Raw genomic sequence first — 15,675 nt, 5'->3', positions numbered from 1 at the left:
CCCATCTCGACCGCCGCGACCGTCAGACAGGCTGCGGTCGAGATGGGGGTATGGAGCCGGTTCAAGAGCCTGAACCGTCGTGCACCCGCCCGGCCGCGACCGTCAAGCAGACGGCCGGGCGGGAGTCTGGAGGGCTGTCAGCCTGGGACGTGCTTGCCCCCGAGCAGCATGGGCAGCCGGTTGCCGGCCCGCAGCGCAAGCAGGGCCTCGGCGACACGGTCAGTGTGGCCGTCCGCCACGTACTGGTGCATCCGCGTTGCGGGAATCCAGCCAACGGCCACCAACTCGTCCATGCCCTCCGAGGGAAGGGCCACGGAATCGGCCTCGTCCCTCATGAGCATGCCGCCGTCGAAGACAAGGGTGAGAGGCCCACCGACTTCCGACTGGTCGACCGCCAGGAGGCGCGAGATGCTGCGCGCGAGTCCCGTCTCCTCGCGGAGTTGGCGCCGGGCCGCCTCGACAGCCGTCTCGTCCGGGCGCACTTCACCTCCCGGGAGAACGAAGTCGTCCCGGTATCGCTGGACCATCAAGATGGCCTGGTCGCCCCTGCGGACCAGCACCTCGACATGGAGTAGTTGTTCCTCGGATGGGGCCGCGCCCCGCCGAGTCGCCAGCGCGCCGACCAGGTCGTGAACTTCTTCGGTATCCATCTCGCCTCTGTTCCGGTGGAGCCCCGCCCGGCCGCCGTCGGCCCATGACGGCGGCCGGGCGAGAGTTTGTGTCAGGCCGTCGCCTGCGAAGCGGCGTGCGCGCGCTTCATGACCTGGTGGAAGTGCTGGTCGTGTTCGTCCTGGAAGTCCTGGCTCCGGTAGTCCTCGGCGCGCCGCCACCAGAGGGCGTTGTCCCGGTTCTCCATGAAGTTCCGGGCGACCTTGGCCGCTCGCTTCTCGTTGATGAATCCGTGCCGGAGCATGGCGCTCCACAGCGCGAGCCACCTGTTGCAGGTGATGCCCCTCGCGATCACGGCGGGGTCCACGTCCGTGAAGGTGCCGGCGGCCACGATGTCCGGGTGGTTGGCTGCGGTGTCCCGGGACAGGTCCGCGTGCATTTCCGTGAGCTGCATCCGGATTGCACGCTTGTCCCGCTTGTCCGTGAGGTAGACGTGGGTCGCGCCGAGGGAGAGTCCAGCGACGCCAAGTGCGGCGGCGACGGTGAGGCTGCTGGTCTGCACTGATGTTCCTCTCGATGTGCTGATGGATCTATGTGCCCGCCCCGGCTATGGCGGTGCCGGGGCGGGCGTCCGCCCCCGAGCGCTGCACGGCACGGGGGGAGCCGAGTGGCTCGGGGACGGAGTCAGAGGGCGCGACGCGTCACGGCGCGCAGAACATGAAACTCGCGAGGAAGCGGGTGCACACCCGGCCGACCCGCCAGCACCGCGACCTTGCCGCCCGAGGGGGTGCCGAGGAGATCCGTAATGCGGGGGGCGTCGTCGTCCAGGACGAGGAAATCCCCCACGCGCACGGTTCGCGGCGTCACGGAGCTCTCGATCATAGGAATCGCGGGAGTCGTCACCGGGCGCCGCCGATCGCGGCGCCCAGCGCGATGACCATGAGGACCAGGACGGCGATGTACACCCACTGCGGGGTGCGGTCGCCGCTCACACGCTCTGCCCGTGGGCGATCAGGGCACCCACCCGGCGGGCCAGGCCAATGTCCACCTCGCTCAGCGGCACCCAGGTCTGCGCCTCCGAGGAGAGGGCGCGAAGTCCAGCGTGGGTGCGGAAGAGGAAGCGGATGGCGACCCTCATCCGAGGACCGTCGTCCGGGGCTGCACGCGCCGGGTCGAGCATCATCGGATCGTCCGATCCGGGCATCAACCACAGGTCTTCGAGACCGTGTTCGCGGGCGAGGGCCTTCGCGGAGTCAAGCAGGGTGTCGTCGTGCTCGCCGAGTCCGGCTTCGGGAAGGACAAGCCGATCCCCCTGGCGGAGCATCAGCACCCGGTGGTGCTGGTCCACAACCACGGGGCTGACCGTGAGCATCGGGCAGGTCCCCATGTGGACACAGGTCCCGACCTTGGCGTGCTGGGCGAGGCTCTGCCATAAGAGCGCGAGGTTCAGCGATTCACCGGAGTAGCGGTGGAGGTAGACACTCACCGCCCGCGCCAGCTCGGAGTTGGTGATCACGCGGCCCTCCGCTGCTCGGAGCCGGTGAGCCGTCGACCCGTGTCGCTGAACAGGTGGGTCGGAGGCGGGGACTGCTGGCCCCAAGCGAGCCGTATGCCGTCCTCCTTGCTGGTGCCCTGGTTGATGAGGCACTGGGCCACGTGCCGCCTCAGGACCCGCGCGAGGGCGCGCATGTACGTGTGCTGGGCCATGGTCAGGGCGTCGTGGTACTGGGTCCTCGTCAGCAATTCCTCGACCTCGGCGCGCTGCCTGCCGGCCTCCACCGCGTCCGCAGGGAGACCTGCCTCGCGGATCTGACCGAGCGCGTCCTTGAGGGACTTGACCATGGCGACGATCGCGGAGCGGGTGGTCGTGCCGAGGCCGAGCGAGGCCGCCCGTGCGGCGAGCCGTGCCAGGCGCTCGGCGTCCTCATGGGTCAGGGGCGGCGCCTCGGTGGTCTTCGGGGTGTGCGTCATAGCTGTCTCCTGTGCCCTGACGCACGCTCTGAAAGCGCATGTCAGCCGGGGGTTCAAGCACCTTTTGACGAACCTGTGTTCGGGACGTAGAGCGCATGATCAAGTGTCAATACACGCTCCACGGCCGCCTGTTGAGCGATTCGTGGAATCTCTCGACAGGTGCAACGATGACAGGTGAGAAACGTTGCGAGCAACCCCCTGTTTCTAGAAACGTTGCTCATGGCGAAACTGGCATATGACCGGGAGGGGTCGACCGGTACGCTTCCGGGACCAAGGAGGTGAGTCATGGTCGAAGCGCGACCGAACGTTCACAGGCGCCGCTTCGGGGCGGCCATGAAGCAGCTCCGCGAAGCAGCCGGCCTGAGCCTGGAGGAAGCGGCCACCCTCCTGGGATTGAGCGGGAAGCCGGCGCTCTCGAAGATCGAGAACGGCAGGCAGAACCTGAGCGGGCTCGCGCTCACAGGGCTGTTCGCCGTGTACGGAGTCGATTCGGAAGAGACGAAGGCGACAGCCAGGGCGATGGCTGCACTCGCGGCTCCTGGGAAGCTTACGAACCTGGTTGCCCAGTACGGCGATTCGATCCAGACGGATAGCTTCGCGGACTTCCTGACACTTGAGAGCCTGGCGATACGCTCCACGAGCTTCCTTCAGGTCATCCCTGGCCTGCTCCAGACCGATGAGTACGCCACTGCGGTCGTCGAGAGCAGTGGAATGTGGGCCTCCGAGCGTGAGGTAGCGGCGTTCGTGGAGCTGCGACGCGCCCGGAAGGCAGTCCTCACCCGCGAAGACCCACTGGACCTTCGGTGCTTCCTGGACGAGGTTGCTCTTCGCCGCGTCGTTGGTGGTCCGGCGGTGATGAGTCGGCAGCTCGACGCACTGCTGCGCGCCATGGACGCCAGCAGTAACGTGACACTGAACGTCCTGCCGTTCGGCGCAGGCGAGCACAGTGCCCTGGACGGACCGTTTCAGCTCCTAGAATTTCCTGCGGGACCGCCGGTCGTGGTCGTAGAGACCAAGTCCACGGTGGCCTACTTTGAGGAGGATCGGGACGTGCGCTACTACCGATCCGCTCTCGATGATCTCAGTAAGCGGGCGCTCGACACCCAGGCGTCCCGTCGCTTCATCCAAGAACTGACCAAGGAATGCCATGAAGAGTAACGTCGACTTGAGTGCCGCCGTCTGGGCGAAGAGCGAACTCAGCAACGGTGGTAACAACTGCCTTGAGGTGGCCTTCGTCGGCGACGCGGTCGCGCTGCGCGACTCCGTGGACGTGGGCGACCCGGACGCCAAGGTGCTCATCGTGAGCCGAACCGACTACGAACTGTTCACCCAGAGCGTGCGGGCGGGGCAGCGCAACCTGCTCCCGTGACCGAGTGACGCAGGTGAGCCCCTGCCCGCAACGTCTCAGCGGGCAGGGGCTCACCTGCGTAGGGGCGGCCCGTTCGGGCCGTAGCGGGATTCGGCTGTTAGATCGGCATGTTCAGCACGACGGACAGCACCTTGATCAGTCTCTTCAGGGTGCCGGCGCTGTATGCCGAGAGGTCGGACAGCACCTTGATCTGCTCGGCAGTCTCCTCGGCGGTCGGAGCCGGGAGGGCCAGGAACGCGAGGCTCAGGTCGATGCGCCGGTCAAGGTACTCGATCGCGTCGTTCGCCTCGCGGTGGAGCGATTCGAGCCCAAGCTTGGACTGAACCTCGGCGACCTCGGCCTCGTTGTACGGCCGGGTTGAGACGGTTCCGTCTGCTTGCCGCTCGTAGTACGTCTGGGTGGCGTCATCCCAGAACTCGTAGTCGTCCGGGCCCATCCCGGACGGCGGCTCTGTGGCTGCGTGGTCCTTCTCGGCGGCAATCTCTGTCACGCCGCGCGCTCCAATTCGTCATAGCCATCGATGTACTCGGCTCCGTTCAGCCAGGCCGCGATCTTGCCCACGCCCCGCTCCAGCCGATAGCGGACCCCACGGTCCGTCACCCCGCACTCGGCGGCGATCTCGCCGTCAGGCCAGTCGAGTCCATACCGCAGGAACAGCGCCCGTCGCTCGCCCTCAGAGAGGTCGCACTTCGCCCAGGCTTGACAGATGTCCGCGAGGTGGGCAAACAGAGTGCCGGCCGTTCTCGGGTCCACCGATCCGCGTGGCATGTCGGCGTCCGGGGCCTGCGGACTGCGAATGCCGTACGCGGCCTCCGGAGACCACACGGCAGGAAGTAGATGTTCGACGAGCCGCCGCTCGTATCCGCTCACAGGAGCCCCCGCTCCGCACCGTTCAGCGACGCTTCGTAGGACAGGTGCCGGGACTGGTGCCTCAGCTCCGTCAACCACCGATTACGAAGCTGCTGACACAGCCACCGGTACAGGAGCCCTGGGCCCCCGGCGAGCATCTCGCGCGCCTCGTCGGCCTTTTCCGCGAGGACCACCGCGGACTCCTGCCGGGCGTCATCCGCTTCCAGAGCAAGACCGTACTCGCGGCCGAACTTCCGGGCCACCAGGTCGACCACCCGCCGCACCTCCGGGCCTTCAACGGCCGACCAGTCGAGGGCTGCGGTCATCGAACCACTTCCTTGATCGGCGTCTGTCCGCCCTTCGTGACCAAGACCATCAGCCCCGGGGCCCCGACCGTGCCCGTACGGTGTCGCCACCAGGTCGATTCCGACTCCATCGCGGGAACCTGCACAAAGGTCCGGGCCCCGTCAGTGTCGACGTGCTCGTGGTGCAGGTGGCCTGCCAACAGTAGGTCCGCCGTGTGCATGGCGCTCGCCTTGTTAAATGCCTGCCCCCGCCACCAGTCGAAGTGGCGCCCAGCACGCCACTGGTGCCCGTGAGCGTGAGCGACGACGGTCCCCGAGCATTCCACGACCACGGTCAGCTCATCAGTCCCCGGAACGAAGACTTCAACATGGTCGTAACGATCTCCTGCAAGCCGTAGAGCTTCGTCCACGCTGACCAGCGCTTCCGTGTCGTGGCTGTCGTCGTAGCGCGTCACCCCCTTCCCGGCTGGCCGCACTGCTTCTCCGTGGTTTCCCGGCACGGCCGCGACCGTGAGCCGCGACACCATTGGGGCGATCTTGCGGATGGCGTAGGCCATCAGCCTTCGGGTTAGCCGTATCTGTTCGGTCAACGTGAGCTGTGTGCGCCAGGAGTTGGCTCCGCCCTGAGAGACGAAGCCTTCGATGTGGTCCCCGAGGAACGCCAAGTGAACGTGCCCGATGGTGAAGCGTCTCCGGTACTCCGCCAGCAGCTCGACAGCCCGGTTGATGCACTCGATCGCGCGCAGCACTGACCCTTCGACGCCATCCCCGTCGATCTTCCCGAACTGTGTATCTCCCAGGGCGATTACGAAGCTCCACTCGCCGTGGTCGTCCATCCGGGGCGTCATCCCGTCGAAGTCGTCGAACAGGCTGAGCAGCTCGGCGACATCTGGTCGAGCCGAGGAGGCCGCTTCCGGGCGTCGGGTGAACGTGAAGCGCGTTGAGAGCCCGAGTTCACCGTTGGCCATCGTCCACTCCGACGATCGGAACCCCTTCACCTCCCACTCGGCGGGGTCGAGGCCCTGCGCTTCCAGACAGGCCGCCGCGCTGCCCTGCGGGTCCATGTCTTCCGGCCCGCGAACGGTGACTTCCGCCGCGTCACCGGTCACCTCGATTGCCCGTGTGAAGTCGCGGTCCGGGTCGACCTGTCGGGTCGGCAGCGACGGGCCCACCGGCTTGGACAGCAGTTCGTCAAGCAGCTCGCTCAAGAATCGTCTTCTTCCTGGCGCAGTCGGCGCCGGTACGTGCGGATGGTCGAGGCGGATACGTGGTGCCCGTAGCGGGCGAGAATCCAGACGAGGTCTTCGGCGGCTGTGCCCTGTAGGAGGTGGCGCTCGAATACCTCCCGTTCCGCTGGGTTAAGGGCTGTCCAGATTCCGATGAGGCGAGGGCCGGGCCGTCCCGGCAGCCCTTTCACCCGGCCTCCCGGTCGATGTCCTCCACGGCCGCGACCGCCAGGGCCGCGAGGCGTACGAGGCCGGCTCGGGCCTCTCCCGGAGTTGCTTCGGCGACCGTCCCGAACAGGGCCGCGAGGAGGGAGGAGTCCCAGCCAGGCATCTCGGCCATGCGGCGGCTCTGTTCGATGGAGCGCCAGCGGTTCGACTCGCGCAGGTGATGCGCCCGGCCCTTCATGGGCCGCAACCCGCCGGTCAATGGCATCGACACTGCGCCGAACAGCTTCCGGGCGGTCGTCACCTCGGCGAGGATCGCGGTAGTCGGATCGGCCTTGCGGCCCGCCGGCCTCTTCGTCGTCTTCGGTGTCTCAGTCATCGGTGGTGCTCTCTTCAGCGATCAGGTTCAGGACGCCAGCCGGTAGGCGTCAGGGAGGCGGGCGGCGGACGGGCACAGGTCGAGGAGTGCCTCCGCCCCGCCGGTCATGAAGGTCTCGGTCACGTCGCCGTCCCGCAGGCGAACACCCTGTGCCGTCCGTAGCGACTTACTGATGCGGGTGACCAGCTCGGCCCCGGCCTCGTCCGGGTCGCCCCACACCCAGACCTTCGAGAATCCGGCGAGCATCCGGCGGTGCCTGGGCTGCCAGAGGGCCGCCCCTGGTACAGCCGTGGCGTGGAAGCCGATCCGGCGGAGCGTGAGCGCGTCCAACTCACCTTCGGTGAGGTGGATTTCGTCACCAGCCTTGTGGATCGCGTCCACGCCGTACAGCCGGGGTGGGTCGTCCTTGAGCGTGTTGTACTTGCCATGGCGGAAGGCGCGGTGGTCGTGGTCTTCGAGGCAGCGGAACCGGATCGTCAGAACGCGTCCGTCGTGTCCCAGGTACGGGATCGCCAGCCTGCCGAGTTGTCGCTCGTGGCCGGGGTGGGGGTCAGCGACGACGCCAAGCCGGTACGTAGCCGCCTCGGCCGGACCGATCCCGCGACCGAGCAGGAAGCGCGCGGCGTCCGCCGTAAGCGCTGCCTGATAGCTGCTCGTCGCGTCCTCCAGCATCGTCCGTTGCGAGGGAGAGAGAGGCCGCAAGGGCTCGTGCTCGGGCAAAGGTGAGGCCGTCCTTCTTCATGATCAGGGTGTAGCTGTCGCCGCCCTCGCCGCAGCTGTGGCATTTCCAGAGGCCGCGGTCGAGGTGGTACGAGAACGAGGGGGTGTGGTCTTCGTGGAGCGGGCACGGGGCCATGCCCGTGACCCGCTCGCCGTTGAAATCGACTTCGTAGTGTTCGAGGACTGCCGCCAGCGTCGGTTTCTCGTGCTCTTGGTCCTCGACTCGTCCGGGCCGCGCGAAGGTCACGGAAGCATCCACCGATCCAGGTCGCTCATGGGCACCCCGTACAGCTCCTCCAGAGCCATCAGGAGATGGGCGTCGAAGTTCGGGTCGTTCAGGCAATCGAGGAACGCGTCGACCGCAAGCGCGTCATCGGGGTCCATCACGCGACACGCGCCCCCACGAACAGCCGCCGGCCTACGTCGTAGCCGAGATCGGCGAGGCCCTGCGGTTCGGTGAACTCAACGAACAGATCGTCCAGTTCGCGCCGCAGCCGGGCTTGCTCCTCGGCCTCTTCGAGCAGCATCACGGGGACTCCACCGGCAGGTCGAAGAACTCTGCGACGGTGCTCAACACATATGCATCGCGCCAGCTCGCGCCCCGGCGGCGAACGACCACTACGGCTTCAACGTCGCGGGGGTCCAGCCCACGGTGAGCGGCGAAAGCGTCTCGCTCCCGGAGGGCCTCCTTCATGAAGGTGCCCGGCTCGAACTTCGCGTTCTTCGTTTCGATGATCAGATACCGGCGGTGCCGGGCGGGGGCTCGGCGAACCACATGGTCGCCCTCGTCCTCCGTGCCGGTCAGGCGGAGCCGCTCGATGTCGAGGCCGGCCCCTCGAAGCTCGTCGCGAAGCTCGGACTCCCAGCGAGCGCCTGCCCGCTTGTTCCGGCGATTCCTCGCCGCTATGTCGGTCACACTAAGCCTTTCAGGTCAGAACTTGTCGAGCACGGCGGTAGGCGTCCACGGCTTTGGTTCGGGCGGGGGGAACAGGGTCACCCGCTCGATCTTCGAGAAGCGCGTCACCTCGGGATGGCACCGCAGGCTCGCGTACCGCTTGGCGGTCGGGTCTGAAGGGCCCATCCTTTGTTTGATCACCGCTATCCGGTACTCCTGCGAGTGCGGGTCCAGCGCCACCGACAGGCTTAGCTCAGGTTTCTCCGACAGGCCGCCCTTGACCTGATCTCTCGATGGCGGAGCCCACGGATCACTCTTCGCTTCCCATGACTTGTCCGAGGCGTGATGCAGGATGATCACCGTGGCGCCCGTCGCACGGGCTAGCTCCGTGGCGTTGGACATCACGGCCATCTGCTCGGTGTAGTCCGATTCCGCGTTGTCGAAATCCATCAAGTTGTCGAAGACCAAACAATTCGGATACGCGTCCCAGAGTTCGACATACGCCTCCATCTCTTCATCTACGGCCCTCCACGTGATCGGGCTACCGAAAGCGAAGGTGATGCGGGAACCGGACAGGGCGTTGACGTAGGTCTCGCGGTACCGGCCGCCCTCCGCCATCCCGGCCTCCACCATTTCCGTGGTGTCGCCGGTAGCCATCGACGCCAGGCGCGAGGACGCGGTGAAGGCGGACATGTCGGCGCTGAAGTAGAGCGTCGGCACGTTCATCTGGGAGACCCAGAACAGGGCCAGCCCTGACTTCTGCGTACCGCTCCGACCGGCGATCATGACGACTTCGCCCTGACGCGGGCGGCATCCCATGTTGTAGAGAGCCTCGAAGGCTTCCACGCGAGGCAGCTCTCGGCCGCTCTCGGCGTGCATCGTGAGCGAACGCCCAGGGGTCAGCACTAGGTATCTCCTTTCCAGGGTTCAGCGGGGGGCGGCCCGATCAGCCGCCCCCCGCGCCGGCCTCTACGTCAGTCGAAGTCGGGGGCCGCTTCCGCGGCCTTGGCCACCGCCTGGTCCCGCTGCTCTCCGTACGCCACGACGGCGGTGATGATCTCCGGATCAGTGACGGGCTTCCAGATCCACGCCGGGTTACCGCCCGGCTTCTTGCTGGGAACCTGGTCGACGGTGACGAGCACGGCCTGACCCACCACCGACTCAAGGTCGCGGGCGAGAACCGTCTGCTCGATGCGGACTCCAGCATTGACCTCGGGGGCGGAACCGAGCTGCTCGCGCGACTTCCACACGCTGATGTCGGCGACGACGCTGTCCTTCGGTCCGTTCGGGGTCGGCCTCTGCCGGTCGTACTGCTTGGGCTCGACCAGGATTGCCGTCGCCTCGGCAACGTCCTTGGGCTTGAACCAACCGCCGTTGAGGGTGGGGAGGGTCGCAAGATTCACTAAGAGGGCTCCTTCGTTGGGGGTGGGGTTATCGGGCGCAACGAGCGGGCGGTTCGCCCGCTCTCGCCAGGGCCCAGACGGAGCACGGTGCGGCCGTCCAGGTCCACAGAAAGAAGATCAGGAGGACGCCAGCCGCGAGGGCGGCGACGGGGCTTCTACGCGGCCTGCTTGATGGCCCGGCCGCGCGCCTTCCATGCGTCCATGACGGCCTGGTCGGCGAAAGCGGCCTGGTTGGTGGCCCACAGGCGCTTCAGCTCCTCAGTGGTTCGGCACGCGGCCACCTGTTCCAGCAGGGCGGTTGCCGCACCCGCACTCGCGGCAGGTGAAGCGTCAGTGGCCTGTGCTGCGACCCACGGGTCCTCGCCCGCCGCTGCGGGCTTCGGGGCCGGGATCGCGGTGGCTCCGAGCTGACGCGTGATCAGGGCGGAGCCCTGGGCGAGCTGCGATGCTTCGCCGACCAGTTCGTGAAGGCTCAGGCTGGTAACAGTTTCACTATCGAAGCCGAAAAACGTGGTTACGTCGTCGTACACCTCGAAGGTCGCACCCCGGAAGACCGCCCACCAGGAGTCGTAATCCTTGCCGGACTTCACCGTGACCGTGACGGATCGCTGCGTGTCGCTCAACCTCACCCCTCTCGTGCCGGGTGCCTCCGTGGCACCCTTGGTTCAAGTTACACCTTCGGATGAGCGAAAACAATCTAAAAGGGACAAAGAGCGCTGCGATTCTGGCTCCGGAGCGCGCGGGTCGTCTGGGAAGCCTTCGCGGCCTCCCAGCCCAGCCGCAGGTCCGCCCAGTGAAGGGTGCACTCTCCAGACCCGGCGGGAAGGTGGATGACGATGCCCCACTGCTGGTTCACGGAAGGGATCTGGGTGTACGCCGCCCCCGCGAGACCGGCGTCCACGGGCCTCCGCTTCCAGGCGGCGAAGGCTTTCGGGTCGCTCGCGTCCACGGGTATCAGCGTGTGGTCGTACAGCTCTCCACGGCTGTAGACCGCGAGCTGGGCGGCGATCTTGAGGCGGCTGATATCGACGTTCCCCGTCTTCAGGTCCGCGATGAACAGCCCGCTGAGCCACTCGCCGTTCGGCCCGAGACCCTGATACCGCACCATCCGGTCGAACGTTCCACCGGTGGCGAGTTCGTCAACCACGACGAACGTTTCCACCGCGACGACATCAAGCCCGGCGGTGGCCATCTTGTACGCGGCCATGTCCGCGATGTCGAGCGCGGATGCGCTCCGTGGAAGGATCTCCCCTCGGTCGACGTACTCGCTCAGCGTGTGCAGGTGGGTTCCGCGCTCGCGCGCCGTGTGTGCCCCGGCGGTGGAGAGGGCTCGGTCTGCGAGCGCGTCAAGCCCTGCTTTCCCCTCGGGCGTCGAAGGGTCCAGGCGGGCCGCCTCGGCCGCGAGAGAGGCGTCCCTGGCCGCGCCGACCAGTGTGAGGCGTTGCTTCCACGTGGTCAGCCCGGACTTGTCCTCGATCGTGTCGATGAACGTCGTGACGCGGCTGATCGACCTTGGCTTGCCGCCGGCCTTCGGGACCACGACCGGGCGTCCCCGTCCGTCGCGAGGTACTGACGGCGTATGGGTGGGCAGTGTGGCCAGACTCAGAGGTGACACGGGGCCTCCTGGTTGTTGCTGGGAATCAGATGGATGCGCAGGTAATCCCCGTCGCCGAGAATTTCGACTTCGTCGTCCACTTCTGGGATCAACTCCAAGTCCAATGCCGCCGCCTCCAGCAGCGCCCACTGGAGGTCCGCCTCTGTGTGGTCGACGGGGAACGTCACATGGAATTCGTAACGGTCGGCATTCGCGTAGAGCGACACGCCGCGCCTTGAAAGGTGGTGCACTTCGAACGTGCGCCACGGGCCACCGGGCCAATCAAAAACTCGCGTCACCTCGGTTACAAGATCCACTTAACTGGCCCTCCTGGCCGTGCACCAGCAGTGGTGCAAGTTTGCCTTACGGCGGAATATTAGTACGTCGTCGAAGTGTTTGGAGTCAGACCAAAGTAGGAGGTATTCGCAGTACCCTTTAGCGCCCCTGGGGTATCGGCAAGGCCGCGGAGAGTCCGGGCAGAGACAACAAAAAAACCTCCGAAGGGTTCCCCTTCGGAGGTCCAGCGCGCTGTTCCCGTCAGTCTGCGCGGAGGCGCTTCGTCGTCTTCTCGGCTGGCATCCGGATGATATCCGTATCTGCCTCCTCGCCGGGCACCCAGAAAAAGCCGTCAGCCGTCTCGGGGTCGTAGTGAACCACGGCCCCTTCTTCGGCCAGTGACGCCTTCCACGATTCGAGACGCTGTGAATCCCGGGCGGTAAGCTCCACGCCCTCGCGAAGACGAGCCTCCAGCCGCAGCATGATCAAATCGTACTTGTAGCGGTGCCGCTCCAATACGTGCCACGGGATAAGGTCATCGTCCCGCACGATCCGGCGCTGAAGGTGATGGCGGCGGCGATAGTTCGCCCACATCGAGATGGATGTTTCTCGTTGGTACAGCTCTTTGTACTGCTCGACCATCCACTTGTACGTCTTTCCTTGAGCGAACCACTTCCTCACCTCCTCCTCGTCCACGATCTTCGATGGTGCGGGCATGATCTTCCTCAATGTTGCTCGGTCGGTATGGTGCGTGGCGGATGTGGCGCACGCGCCTGTCACCCTCTACGGTTACACACTCCGTATAGGCTGGTCAATGCGAAACATTGGCTTGCTTGGACCTGGGGGACGGACGCATGAAGCTCACGTTGGACGTTTGTAACGTCTGCAAGGTGCCGGGGCTACCCGTCGCGCGCTACCTTGTGCGGCGCGAGGGCGGCGCTCTCAAGAAGCTTGATCTTTGCGCAACCGACGCTGCCCCGCTCGAAGACCTGCTTACGCACGCCGAGGACGAGGCGCGTCCCCGCAGCGGCGCGCCGCGCCCCCGAAAGCGGAAGGTCATGACCCTCGAAGAGATCGACGCCCTCAAAAGGAAGGCAGATCGGTCGGCCCCGGCCAAGAACGACGAATAGCCCCCACCAGCTAAGAAGCCGATGGGGGCGCTGAGTTGGCACGCCGTAACGTTACGGCGTGCCAACGGGGCAGCTCGGAAACGTTCCTAGGTGCTCTTCGTTTCGACCACTCCCAGAGCAGTGGCCACCTGCACGATCAGGGCAACCTCGGGCCGGTCCGCGTACAGGATGGCGGCGACGCTCACGACCACACCGAGTGCCGCGATGAAGGCCCCGACTCGGGAGCGGTACCGGACTGGCATGGCGGACAGGAGGGCTGCTGTGGGCTTGCGGTGCTTCATCGGCGACCCGCCTGCTTCTGGAGCGCGACGAAGCCCTTCGGGCCGATCTTCGGGTCGTGGGCGGTGGTGCGGTACGACGGGTTCCGGTCGTGGAAGCGGCCCACGGCCGCCTGCGTCTCGGCGCCGTAGAACTTCGTCACCGAGCCCTTGATCGGCCCGTACCCCGCCTTGATGAGGAGCTGCTGAAGCTCGGCGACCTGGGCGTGAGTAGCGCCCGGCTTCACCGCCGCATTGAGCGCGACGATCTTCGGCGCCGTGGACGCGGGCGCCGGAGCCTTGGACTTCCAGGCAGGATCGGCCGAGGTGATGCCTTCGGCGAAGGCCGGGTAGCCGTAGCCGAACACGTACGCGTCGGCGCGCTTCCGCTTCTTGAGATACACGCCGTCACCCTCGGCGGAGCCGGACGAGTTGGTGTTGCCCTCCACGGTGTAGATGTACGTGGCGTCGTAGTCGTAGACGAGACCCGTGTGCGCGCCACCACCGGAGCCGTAGAAGACCTGGGCGCCGATCGCGGGGTACTCGCTCCACTGCTTGCGCTGCTTGAACCAGGCGACGCCGGTCAGACAGGACGCCGTGACCGGATACAGGGCGGCGAGGCCCGCCTTGAACGCGCACCACGCGACGAACGTTGCGCACCAGGCCATCTTGTCCGACCAGGCCAGGCCAGGCGTCTCGTCGGAATACTTCTGATCGTTGTTCCAGTGGCCGGCGCTCCGGCCTTCCTGGTAACCCTTCTCGGCCTTGGCGATGCCGAGGATCTTCTGAGCCTGAGTGCTCACGGGGTGCCCTCCTTCGGGACATGCGAAAGGCCCCGTCCGCAGGGGGCAGGGCCTCGGGGGTGAAAGGTCTTAGGGGTTCGGCGTGGACGCCGAGATATGGATGTCGAGACGCTCGGAGACGGCCAGGCGCTCGACGCGCTCGTGGGACAGGTCGGCGCGTAGGTCGCGGATGTCCCGGCTGTGTTCGGCCTGGCCCGCGAGAACGCGGTCGAGTCCCGAGATCACGCGATCCAGGTCGTCTCTCAGGTTCGTACTGTGCGTGTTCGAGACCTGATCGCGGGCTTCCTGCGCGTGCTCGCGCACCTCGGCGATGGCTGACCCTTGCCGCCGGACCAGTTCGACGAGCACACCGGCCAAGGCCGCGGTGACGACCCCGCCGGCCGAGACCATGGCGACCTGCACGGCGGGGTCAAAACTCATCGGGCCAGCTCCTCGACGAGGTGCTCCAGCCGTTCGATACGCCCGGCCTGGTCCTGCACGACGGACAGGAGCGCGACCGAGAGCAGGTCATAGCGGAGGGCGTCGATCCGCCCCTCTTCGTCATAGGTGACGACTTCCGGAAGCGTCTCCGCGACCTCTTCGGCGATCAGGCCGAACTCGTCCCGGAGATAGTCCCCGCCGTCCTCCTTCGGCCGCCGGTCGTACACGCGGGGACGTAGGGACAGAACTGCATCGGGCTCGATGTCGATGTCCCGGATGTTCTGCTTGAAGCGGCGCGAGCTGGTGTTGCGCGCGAAGCTGCCGTCGCCCTGTACCCAGACGGCGTAGTACGTCCCGGAGCCAGAGACGGAGTCGCTGTGCACGCGCTTCGTCCCGTTGGCCCACGAGATGGTGCTGCCCGAGGTCAGATATCCCGAGTGGGTGTGAGTCGCCGGGGTGAAAGTCGAAGGCTTCGACGTGATGCTTGCCCAGGTATGAGCGTGGGACGAAGGGGCGAAAGTCGCAGGGACGCCGGTCAGGTCCGACCAGGCGTGCCCGTGGGCGCTGGGGGCGAAACTCGTCGGCTTCGAGGTGACCTGCGACCAGTCGTGCGTGTGCGCGGACGGAGGCAGGGACGAAGGCCGGTCAGTGATCTGGGACCACAGGTGCGTGTGGGTCGACGGGGGAAAAGCCGTCGGCTTGCCCGAGAGACTGTCCCATTCGACCGAGGACGTGAGCGGGGCCCATGCTGTCCCGTTCCAGAACTCCCACGCAAGGGTCGTGCTGTTGTAGCCGAGTTGTCCCTTGCGTGGGGTCGAGGGCCGGGTCGCGGTCGCCCATGAACCGACGCGGTGTCCTACGACGGGACGGGTCGACGTGATGGTGGAGGACGTGATCGAGGTGATGTTCGCGCCGACCGCGACGGAGGCGAGCGCCATCTCGTAGATGCCGGTGTCGGTCTGCGTGAGTGTCGGGGGAGTGGTCGAGCCAGCAGTGCCGGCCTTCACGGCGAGCGTGATCGAGTTGGTGGCGGGGTCCAGCTTGAGGATCACCCGGTCGACGCGGGCCGTGGTGCTGGCGGCCGGGACGGTCAGGTTCTCCGTCGCGGTCGACTGGACCATGTGGCCCCGGACGAAGGCCAGGCCGGGCTGGACGGTGACGACCATGCCGGTGGAGGCGGCGACCTGGAAGCCGGTGCCCTCGTATGAGGTGACAACGCCCGTCTCCTGGAACTCCCGGAACATCTGGGAGAACTGCGTCTCCGTGACGGCCTGGCCGTCGAAAGGGTAGGAGGTGATGGCCAA

28 protein-coding genes are annotated in these 15,675 nt (G+C 66.5%); 3 read left to right on the top strand and 25 right to left on the bottom strand.

Annotated features, from left to right (window positions below):
- Positions 1-137: 137 nt before the first annotated feature.
- The 5 genes from OG599_RS09380 to OG599_RS09360 form a co-directional block, all read right to left on the bottom strand.
- On the bottom strand, positions 138-650 hold the full coding sequence (locus tag OG599_RS09380) for an NUDIX domain-containing protein (RefSeq protein ID WP_327175504.1): 513 nt from the start codon (positions 648-650) through the stop codon (positions 138-140).
- Between the two features lie 71 nt (positions 651-721).
- Positions 722-1,171, bottom strand: coding sequence for a DUF6082 family protein (locus tag OG599_RS09375; RefSeq protein WP_327175503.1), 450 nt, complete (start codon positions 1,169-1,171; stop codon positions 722-724).
- Positions 1,172-1,293: 122 nt separating this feature from the next.
- Positions 1,294-1,476 (bottom strand): hypothetical protein, encoded by a 183-nt coding sequence (locus OG599_RS09370; RefSeq protein WP_327175502.1) that lies wholly within the window; start codon positions 1,474-1,476, stop codon positions 1,294-1,296.
- A 121-nt stretch (positions 1,477-1,597) separates the two neighbouring features.
- Entirely contained in the window at positions 1,598-2,125 is a 528-nt protein-coding gene (locus tag OG599_RS09365; RefSeq protein ID WP_327175501.1) for a hypothetical protein, read from the bottom strand.
- On the bottom strand, positions 2,122-2,580 hold the full coding sequence (locus OG599_RS09360) for a hypothetical protein (protein WP_327175500.1): 459 nt from the start codon (positions 2,578-2,580) through the stop codon (positions 2,122-2,124). The genes OG599_RS09365 and OG599_RS09360 overlap by 4 nt, the downstream gene beginning before the upstream one ends.
- 285 nt (positions 2,581-2,865) lie before the next feature.
- Here OG599_RS09360 and OG599_RS09355 point away from each other — a divergent pair, with 285 nt between their 5' ends.
- Both OG599_RS09355 and OG599_RS09350 read left to right on the top strand, forming a co-directional pair.
- Positions 2,866-3,738: a helix-turn-helix domain-containing protein gene (locus tag OG599_RS09355; RefSeq protein ID WP_327175499.1), complete on the top strand. Its 873-nt coding sequence runs from the start codon at positions 2,866-2,868 to the stop codon at positions 3,736-3,738.
- The gene (locus tag OG599_RS09350) at positions 3,728-3,949 is read left to right on the top strand and encodes a DUF397 domain-containing protein (protein WP_327175498.1); all 222 of its coding nucleotides are present in this window, start codon (positions 3,728-3,730) and stop codon (positions 3,947-3,949) included. The genes OG599_RS09355 and OG599_RS09350 overlap by 11 nt, the downstream gene beginning before the upstream one ends.
- Before the next feature lie 97 nt (positions 3,950-4,046).
- Here OG599_RS09350 and OG599_RS09345 read toward each other — a convergent pair whose 3' ends face one another.
- The 16 genes from OG599_RS09345 to OG599_RS09270 form a co-directional block, all read right to left on the bottom strand.
- Positions 4,047-4,439, bottom strand: coding sequence for a hypothetical protein (locus tag OG599_RS09345; RefSeq protein ID WP_327175497.1), 393 nt, complete (start codon positions 4,437-4,439; stop codon positions 4,047-4,049).
- Positions 4,436-4,819, bottom strand: a complete 384-nt coding sequence (locus OG599_RS09340; RefSeq protein WP_327175496.1) for a sigma-70 region 4 domain-containing protein — start codon at positions 4,817-4,819, stop codon at positions 4,436-4,438. Before OG599_RS09340 ends, OG599_RS09345 begins: the two co-directional genes overlap by 4 nt.
- Positions 4,816-5,124, bottom strand: coding sequence for a hypothetical protein (locus OG599_RS09335; protein WP_327175495.1), 309 nt, complete (start codon positions 5,122-5,124; stop codon positions 4,816-4,818). Before OG599_RS09335 ends, OG599_RS09340 begins: the two co-directional genes overlap by 4 nt.
- Complete coding sequence (locus OG599_RS09330) at positions 5,121-6,311, bottom strand: hypothetical protein (protein ID WP_327175494.1); 1,191 nt, start codon at positions 6,309-6,311, stop codon at positions 5,121-5,123. Before OG599_RS09330 ends, OG599_RS09335 begins: the two co-directional genes overlap by 4 nt.
- 205 nt (positions 6,312-6,516) lie before the next feature.
- On the bottom strand, positions 6,517-6,873 hold the full coding sequence (locus OG599_RS09325; protein WP_327175493.1) for a hypothetical protein: 357 nt from the start codon (positions 6,871-6,873) through the stop codon (positions 6,517-6,519).
- Between the two features lie 27 nt (positions 6,874-6,900).
- Positions 6,901-7,542, bottom strand: a complete 642-nt coding sequence (locus OG599_RS09320) for a toprim domain-containing protein (protein WP_327179973.1) — start codon at positions 7,540-7,542, stop codon at positions 6,901-6,903.
- Positions 7,424-7,840 (bottom strand): CHC2 zinc finger domain-containing protein, encoded by a 417-nt coding sequence (locus OG599_RS09315; RefSeq protein ID WP_327175492.1) that lies wholly within the window; start codon positions 7,838-7,840, stop codon positions 7,424-7,426. The genes OG599_RS09320 and OG599_RS09315 overlap by 119 nt, the downstream gene beginning before the upstream one ends.
- The gene (locus OG599_RS09310) at positions 7,837-7,980 is read right to left on the bottom strand and encodes a hypothetical protein (protein ID WP_327175491.1); all 144 of its coding nucleotides are present in this window, start codon (positions 7,978-7,980) and stop codon (positions 7,837-7,839) included. The genes OG599_RS09315 and OG599_RS09310 overlap by 4 nt, the downstream gene beginning before the upstream one ends.
- A complete protein-coding gene (locus OG599_RS09305) occupies positions 7,977-8,123 on the bottom strand; it encodes a hypothetical protein (RefSeq protein WP_327175490.1) in 147 nt (48 codons plus the stop codon). Before OG599_RS09305 ends, OG599_RS09310 begins: the two co-directional genes overlap by 4 nt.
- A complete protein-coding gene (locus OG599_RS09300; protein WP_327175489.1) occupies positions 8,120-8,509 on the bottom strand; it encodes a hypothetical protein in 390 nt (129 codons plus the stop codon). The genes OG599_RS09305 and OG599_RS09300 overlap by 4 nt, the downstream gene beginning before the upstream one ends.
- Positions 8,510-8,524: 15 nt before the next feature.
- Complete coding sequence (locus OG599_RS09295; protein WP_327175488.1) at positions 8,525-9,334, bottom strand: AAA family ATPase; 810 nt, start codon at positions 9,332-9,334, stop codon at positions 8,525-8,527.
- 128 nt (positions 9,335-9,462) lie between these two features.
- On the bottom strand, positions 9,463-9,891 hold the full coding sequence (locus OG599_RS09290) for a hypothetical protein (protein ID WP_327175487.1): 429 nt from the start codon (positions 9,889-9,891) through the stop codon (positions 9,463-9,465).
- 155 nt (positions 9,892-10,046) lie between these two features.
- On the bottom strand, positions 10,047-10,514 hold the full coding sequence (locus OG599_RS09285) for a hypothetical protein (RefSeq protein ID WP_327175486.1): 468 nt from the start codon (positions 10,512-10,514) through the stop codon (positions 10,047-10,049).
- 74 nt (positions 10,515-10,588) lie between these two features.
- Positions 10,589-11,431, bottom strand: a complete 843-nt coding sequence (locus OG599_RS09280) for a hypothetical protein (RefSeq protein ID WP_327175485.1) — start codon at positions 11,429-11,431, stop codon at positions 10,589-10,591.
- Between the two features lie 62 nt (positions 11,432-11,493).
- Positions 11,494-11,802, bottom strand: coding sequence for a hypothetical protein (locus OG599_RS09275; RefSeq protein WP_327175484.1), 309 nt, complete (start codon positions 11,800-11,802; stop codon positions 11,494-11,496).
- Positions 11,803-12,022: 220 nt separating this feature from the next.
- Positions 12,023-12,457 carry a hypothetical protein gene (locus OG599_RS09270; RefSeq protein WP_327175483.1) on the bottom strand — a complete coding sequence of 145 codons (435 nt, stop codon included), beginning with the start codon at positions 12,455-12,457 and terminating at the stop codon, positions 12,023-12,025.
- A 158-nt stretch (positions 12,458-12,615) separates the two neighbouring features.
- Between OG599_RS09270 and OG599_RS09265 the strand changes: the two genes are divergently transcribed.
- Entirely contained in the window at positions 12,616-12,891 is a 276-nt protein-coding gene (locus tag OG599_RS09265; RefSeq protein WP_327175482.1) for a hypothetical protein, read from the top strand.
- An 86-nt stretch (positions 12,892-12,977) separates the two neighbouring features.
- Here the strand turns inward: OG599_RS09265 and OG599_RS09260 are convergent, their stop codons facing one another.
- From OG599_RS09260 to OG599_RS09245, 4 genes are all read right to left on the bottom strand, one after another.
- The gene (locus tag OG599_RS09260; RefSeq protein WP_327175481.1) at positions 12,978-13,172 is read right to left on the bottom strand and encodes a DUF7439 family protein; all 195 of its coding nucleotides are present in this window, start codon (positions 13,170-13,172) and stop codon (positions 12,978-12,980) included.
- Positions 13,169-13,951: a C40 family peptidase gene (locus tag OG599_RS09255; protein ID WP_327175480.1), complete on the bottom strand. Its 783-nt coding sequence runs from the start codon at positions 13,949-13,951 to the stop codon at positions 13,169-13,171. The genes OG599_RS09260 and OG599_RS09255 overlap by 4 nt, the downstream gene beginning before the upstream one ends.
- A gap of 69 nt (positions 13,952-14,020) precedes the next feature.
- Positions 14,021-14,371: a DUF2746 domain-containing protein gene (locus OG599_RS09250; RefSeq protein WP_327175479.1), complete on the bottom strand. Its 351-nt coding sequence runs from the start codon at positions 14,369-14,371 to the stop codon at positions 14,021-14,023.
- Complete coding sequence (locus tag OG599_RS09245) at positions 14,368-15,675, bottom strand: tail fiber domain-containing protein (RefSeq protein WP_327175478.1); 1,308 nt, start codon at positions 15,673-15,675, stop codon at positions 14,368-14,370. The genes OG599_RS09250 and OG599_RS09245 overlap by 4 nt, the downstream gene beginning before the upstream one ends.

It is taken from the genome of Streptomyces sp. NBC_01335, assembly GCF_035953295.1.
Lineage (GTDB): Bacteria > Actinomycetota > Actinomycetes > Streptomycetales > Streptomycetaceae > Streptomyces.
The sequence above is the reverse complement of the archived record's forward strand: the minus strand, read 5'-3'. Positions and strand labels throughout refer to the sequence as shown.

Bases quoted from the DNA above. Each gene is read 5' to 3' on its own strand.
- OG599_RS09325 (WP_327175493.1), bottom strand. From the start codon at position 6,873: ATGACTGAGACACCGAAGACGACGAAGAGGCCGGCGGGCCGCAAGGCC.
- OG599_RS09250 (WP_327175479.1), bottom strand. From the start codon at position 14,371: ATGAGTTTTGACCCCGCCGTGCAGGTCGCCATGGTCTCGGCCGGCGGG.
- OG599_RS09360 (WP_327175500.1), bottom strand. From the start codon at position 2,580: ATGACGCACACCCCGAAGACCACCGAGGCGCCGCCCCTGACCCATGAG.
- OG599_RS09335 (WP_327175495.1), bottom strand. From the start codon at position 5,124: ATGACCGCAGCCCTCGACTGGTCGGCCGTTGAAGGCCCGGAGGTGCGG.
- OG599_RS09260 (WP_327175481.1), bottom strand. From the start codon at position 13,172: ATGAAGCACCGCAAGCCCACAGCAGCCCTCCTGTCCGCCATGCCAGTC.
- OG599_RS09380 (WP_327175504.1), bottom strand. From the start codon at position 650: ATGGATACCGAAGAAGTTCACGACCTGGTCGGCGCGCTGGCGACTCGG.
- OG599_RS09355 (WP_327175499.1), top strand. From the start codon at position 2,866: ATGGTCGAAGCGCGACCGAACGTTCACAGGCGCCGCTTCGGGGCGGCC.
- OG599_RS09265 (WP_327175482.1), top strand. From the start codon at position 12,616: ATGAAGCTCACGTTGGACGTTTGTAACGTCTGCAAGGTGCCGGGGCTA.
- OG599_RS09350 (WP_327175498.1), top strand. From the start codon at position 3,728: ATGAAGAGTAACGTCGACTTGAGTGCCGCCGTCTGGGCGAAGAGCGAA.